The organism is Vulcanococcus limneticus LL (genome assembly GCF_002252705.1).
Lineage (GTDB): Bacteria > Cyanobacteriota > Cyanobacteriia > PCC-6307 > Cyanobiaceae > Vulcanococcus > Vulcanococcus limneticus.
This window is the reverse complement of record NZ_NQLA01000092.1, coordinates 1-4627: the sequence shown is the minus strand read 5'-3', so window position 1 is coordinate 4627 and position 4627 is coordinate 1. Positions and strand designations below refer to the sequence as shown.

Genomic DNA, 4627 nt, shown 5'->3' with positions numbered 1-4627 from the left:
GCAGCAGCTCCACCACCTCCTCCCCCGGCGCGGCAGCCTGGCGCAACAGGGCGGCGGTGCTCCCGCCCAGCTGTCCCGCCACCTGCAGCAGCGCCGCGGGCAGCTGCTCCTCAGCCACCGCCACCGCCAGGTTGCAGGCCCAGTCGAGGGCCGCGCGGCAGGCGGGGTCGGTGATCGGCAGGGCGAGCAGCGGATCGCGGCAGTCGAGCGCGTGGATGAACAGCCGCACGACGCGCCGCTCCGCCCGCTGGCGGGCCGTGGTCGCCGGCACCAGTGGCAGTGCCACGGGCGGCTGCTCCCCCGCCAGCGCCTGTGACTCCTTGCCGCTCGGCCGCAGCGCCAGGCCCTGCTCCAGCAGCCGTTCCGCCGTGCGGCGCAGCACGCCCTCGGGCAGGGTCTGCAGCAACGCCTGACCCTCGCGCTCGATCCGCTGCAACAGCTCCAGGGATGCACCACCACGGCCAATCTCCGCCCCATCCAGGGGCTCCAGCAGCCGCGCCAGCCGCCACTCCAGCCAGTGCTCGGCCCCAGCGATCAGCCCCTCCAAAGCCGCTGGGCCCTGGCTGCGCACCAGCCCGTCGGCGTCCTGGCCTTCGGGCAGCTGCAGCACTGCGGCCGTGAGCTCACCGCTGAGCAGCTGGGGCTGCAGCTGCCCGAGCAGCCGCGCCGTGGCGCTGCGGCCGGCGCTGTCACCATCGAAAGCGATCAGCAGATGACGCAGCCCATGGCGGCGCAGGAGCTGCAGCTGCAGCGGCGACACGCTGGTGCCCAGACAGGCGACTGCCTGGCAGAAGCCGGCCTGGTGCAGCTGGATCCCATCCAGCGGACCCTCCACCAGCAGCGCCGTGCCCTCACGCCGGATCGCTTCCGCGGCCCGGTCAAGGCCAAAGACCAAACCGTTGCGCTGGAAGAGCAGATCGCCTGCGCTGTTGCGGTATTTAGGGAGCTCATCGGCCAGGGCCCGGCCGCAGAAGCCCACGCACTGGCCCGCCGGATCGTTCAGAGGAATCACCAGCCGGCCGTCTGCAAAACCCAGTTGCCAGTGGCGGGCGGTCTCCGGGCTCAGGCCCCGGCGGCGCAGCAGCTCGGCCGCCGGGCCGCCGTTCACCAATTGCCGCTCCAGGTTCTGCTGGAACTGCAACCGCTGGCGCTGCCGCCGGGCGAGCAGCTCCCGCCGCTGGCGTCGCTCCTGCTCCCAGCGCTGCTGCGCCTGGGGGTCTCCCTCCACCGGGCTGATCCCGCAGCGCTGCGCCAGCTCCAGCACCGCCTCCTGAAACGACAGACCCTGGCGGTCCTGCAACCAGCCGATCGCGTCGGTGCCCCGCCCGCACACGAAGCAATGCACCCGGTTCCGGGCCGGACTGACCGTGAGTGAGGGGCGACGGTCGTCATGCCAGGGACAGCGGCTCAGGAACTCGCGGCCCGCTTTGCGCAGATCGGCAGGGTTGAACAGGTCCTCGATGCGGGCCCGCTCGCGCACCTGCTCCAGCAGCGCCGGCGTCACCGCCCCGGCGGGGCCCGCGGCGGTCACAGGCATTCCACGCCGGGGTACAGGTCACTGCCGGTGAACAGCTTGCGAGCCTCATCGGCCTCGAGATAGCAGTGGCTGCGATCGAGGCGGATCGTCGTCTTGCTGAGGTCCAGGCCGGCGGCCATCTGACCGTGGCGGCACTTGCCGTGGTGCACCTCGAGGACCCCCGGTCTGGCGGGAGTGAACTCATCGAGCCTGGGCCGATCGATCAGCCACACCGCCGAGGCATAGCGCTCCAGCTCCGAGGTCCCCGCCAGATGCGACACATCGGGTCCCGTCGTGTTGCCGTAGGCACCGCGGTTCAGCTGCGCCACCACGACGACATCCAGCTCGCAGCGGCCGGCCAGGGCCTTGATCGCCGTCGCCCGCGCCGCCAGCTCGGCGGTGGTGTTGCTGCCATAGCCCGGTGTGGGACCCATGGCGTGGAAGTGATCGAGCACCACCGCCGCCAGCTCGGGATGGGCGCTCTTGCAGTCCTCCACCAGGGCCGCCAGCTGCTCCACCGTGGCGGCAAATTGGCTCTGGTAGAGCACCTGGCCCATCCGATCGCCGTTGGGCGCCAGACCCTCCGAGAACTGGGCTGAAAGCTGCTGCAACGTGTCCAGATCCCGGCCCTCGATCACGGCACCGCGGCCCTCCAGGTCGTTGGCGCCGTAGCGGGCATTGAACTGACCGGCCGCCCGCCGGCAGTAGCTGGAGAGCAGGCGAGCCCCGATGGCGCGGCGGCTCAGTTCACAGGAGAGCACCAGCACCGAGGCGCCATTGATGGCCAGGCCCATCGCTGCGGCGATCGCCACCGTCGTCTTGCCGATGCCCGAGCGGGCCGCCAGCACCCAGGTGCTCTCGCCCGTCCCGGGAAGGATCCCGCCGCGCATGTCGATATCGAGCGACGGGATTCCCGTGGAGATCGGCCTGGGGCGCTGCTCGGCCGGCAGCGACGCCAGGGCGATGCACTCACGGGCGGCATCAACGGCGCTGCAGAGCTGCAGGTTCCGGCGGAAGCGGCCGGCGGTGATCGCCGTGGCCTCGTTCAGCAGATCGCGGCAGTGCTCGAGTTCGGCGTCGATGCCGTGATCCACCTGTTCGCGCGCCAGCAGACGCCGCAGGCCGGGATAGAACAGCGCCCGCGCCTTGGCGCTCTGGAACAGCTGGCAGGCCAGCGTGAACTCCAGCTCCGGGTGGGGCTGGCCGTCCTCCCCCCAGGCGATCACCTCCGAGAGGGCCGTTTCGATCTGCTGCAGCGAGCCCTGGAAGCGGCCATCGGCAGCGCGCTGCTGCAGGTCCTCGCGCAGGGCATTGGCATTGAGCACGGCGATGTCGCGACGGCCGCGGAACAGCGCATCGATCTCCAGCGCCAGGGCCCGGTGGCCGGGATCGCTCCAGAGGGAGGCCGGGACGCCCTCGTCAAAGCGCAGGCCGATGGCACGGCGGAACTGGCCCCAGCGCTCGCGCTGGTCACCGGAGCCGATCAGCACGGCGGCGAGCAGGTTCTTCTCGTGCTCCACCAACCCCTCAGGCGGCGGCGCCACCGGCGCCTCGGTGGCCACCAGTCCGGCGGCAGTTTCCAGTAACACGCCCTGCTCGATCAGGCTCTGCACCAGGGCGGGATCAAAGCCACCGGGGATGGCGCCGATCTGGGCGGTGGATGGGGTAGCCGTCATGACGTGAGACAGGGGGCGAGGTTCTGGGGTCTGAAGCGCCAGGATTCCGGAGTCGGGATTCGGGCGTCAGGCCGTGGTCGTCTGGGCGAACTGGCGTGCGGCCTGGCCGTGTGCGCCGAGGCCGGCGGCTTCCAGCAGTTCCGTCAGCCGTTGCTTCTCGCTGTTCGGCAGTGCAAAGGCCTCCATCCCCTGCCCCCGCCAGGCGTGATCCCCCCAGGCGAACAACCGGCAGGCGCGCCGGAAGTCGGACTCCTGCGGCCCAGGCGCGTGCCCAACGGCCGCACCCACCGCACCGCCAGCAACGGGTTGTGTGGCACCCCAGCAGAAGACATGCCAGAACTCCACGCCCAGGCCCGCGGCGTGGCGATCGGCGCTGAACAGAGCCGCCGCGCAGTCGGCACCGCTGCGGCCCTGGGGGTAGGTGCTGCGCCAGAACTCGGGCATTCCCGCCAGGGCCTGCGTCAACACCGGCCAGAACGTCTCCGGCCCACCGGCGTGGGCAATGGCACGGCGCAGCCGGGCCGCCAGGGCGCTGCCGCGCGGGCTGTAGGCGGGCCAGCTGGCAGGCCGCTGGCGGTTGTAGTGGGCAGCGAACTGATCGATCAGGCTCTGCGCCGGCTCGCTGGGGGCCACCACGGCTGAAGTCTCTGGCAGCTGGGTAGCGGCTGCAGCCGCCAGAGCGGGCTCCGTCAACTGGATCCGCAGGCCCGCCGGGCCGCTGCTGTAGTGCAGCCAGCCGATCGCCTGCAGATCCTTGAGGTCGGCCCGCAGTTCGCGGGGCTGCAGATGCCAGGCGGCCGCGAGATCGCGCAGACCGAGCTGCACCGCGGCGCCGTCCCTGGCGCGGCACTGCAGGTGGCCGTAGAGCTGGGCGACCCGCAGGGCGCGGCTGGGCCGGCTCGATCCCTGGCGCCGCTGCTCCAGCTGCTGCAGGGCGCGGTGGGTGTGCTCAATCGCCTCGGTGCAGACGGCGTAAAAGCGCATGGCGGCCAGGAGGACCTGCTCCTGTCGTGACTGCGGAGGCTATTGGCACCCAGCAACACAGTCCTCTGCGCTCTCCAACGGAACCTGCTCCTGGGGGCTCTGCCGATGGGTCGCATCTGGCGCTGGTTTCGCGATCAGCTGTTCACCGCCCCGCCTTCTGGATTGGTTCTTGGATTGTTCTTTGGAGATATAGATGGTGGGTCAGTCCGCTCCCACCACAGGGTCCATCTGCTCCAGGCCCTTGGAGCGTTCTGCCTTAACCAGTGGGGGCCATCTGACCCCGTGATGACAAGCCAGGGGGACTCATGGCTCCAGACCGGGCAGGAGAGGCACGCCGCCCCGTAGCAGATCCCACCCGGATGGCACAAGCGAGGCAACGCGGGAATCCTCCTGGCGGCCGCCACCCGGTGGCCCCGCTCCCTGCCCCTGCTGCATGACCCTGACCCCCACC

3 protein-coding genes are annotated in these 4627 nt (G+C 71.0%); all 3 read right to left on the bottom strand.

Features of this window, described 5'->3' with window-relative positions; all coding sequences use genetic code 11:
- Positions 1-1531, bottom strand: a 1531-nt coding sequence (locus tag CJZ98_RS17160; RefSeq protein WP_198537937.1) for a CHC2 zinc finger domain-containing protein, incomplete at its 3' end; no start/stop codon positions are given.
- Positions 1528-3192, bottom strand: a complete 1665-nt coding sequence (locus tag CJZ98_RS17155; RefSeq protein WP_094592328.1) for a DnaB-like helicase C-terminal domain-containing protein — start codon at positions 3190-3192, stop codon at positions 1528-1530. The genes CJZ98_RS17155 and CJZ98_RS17160, both read right to left, overlap by 4 nt.
- A 66-nt stretch (positions 3193-3258) precedes the next feature.
- Positions 3259-4176: a hypothetical protein gene (locus tag CJZ98_RS17150; protein ID WP_094592327.1), complete on the bottom strand. Its 918-nt coding sequence runs from the start codon at positions 4174-4176 to the stop codon at positions 3259-3261.
- Positions 4177-4627 lie beyond the last annotated feature (451 nt).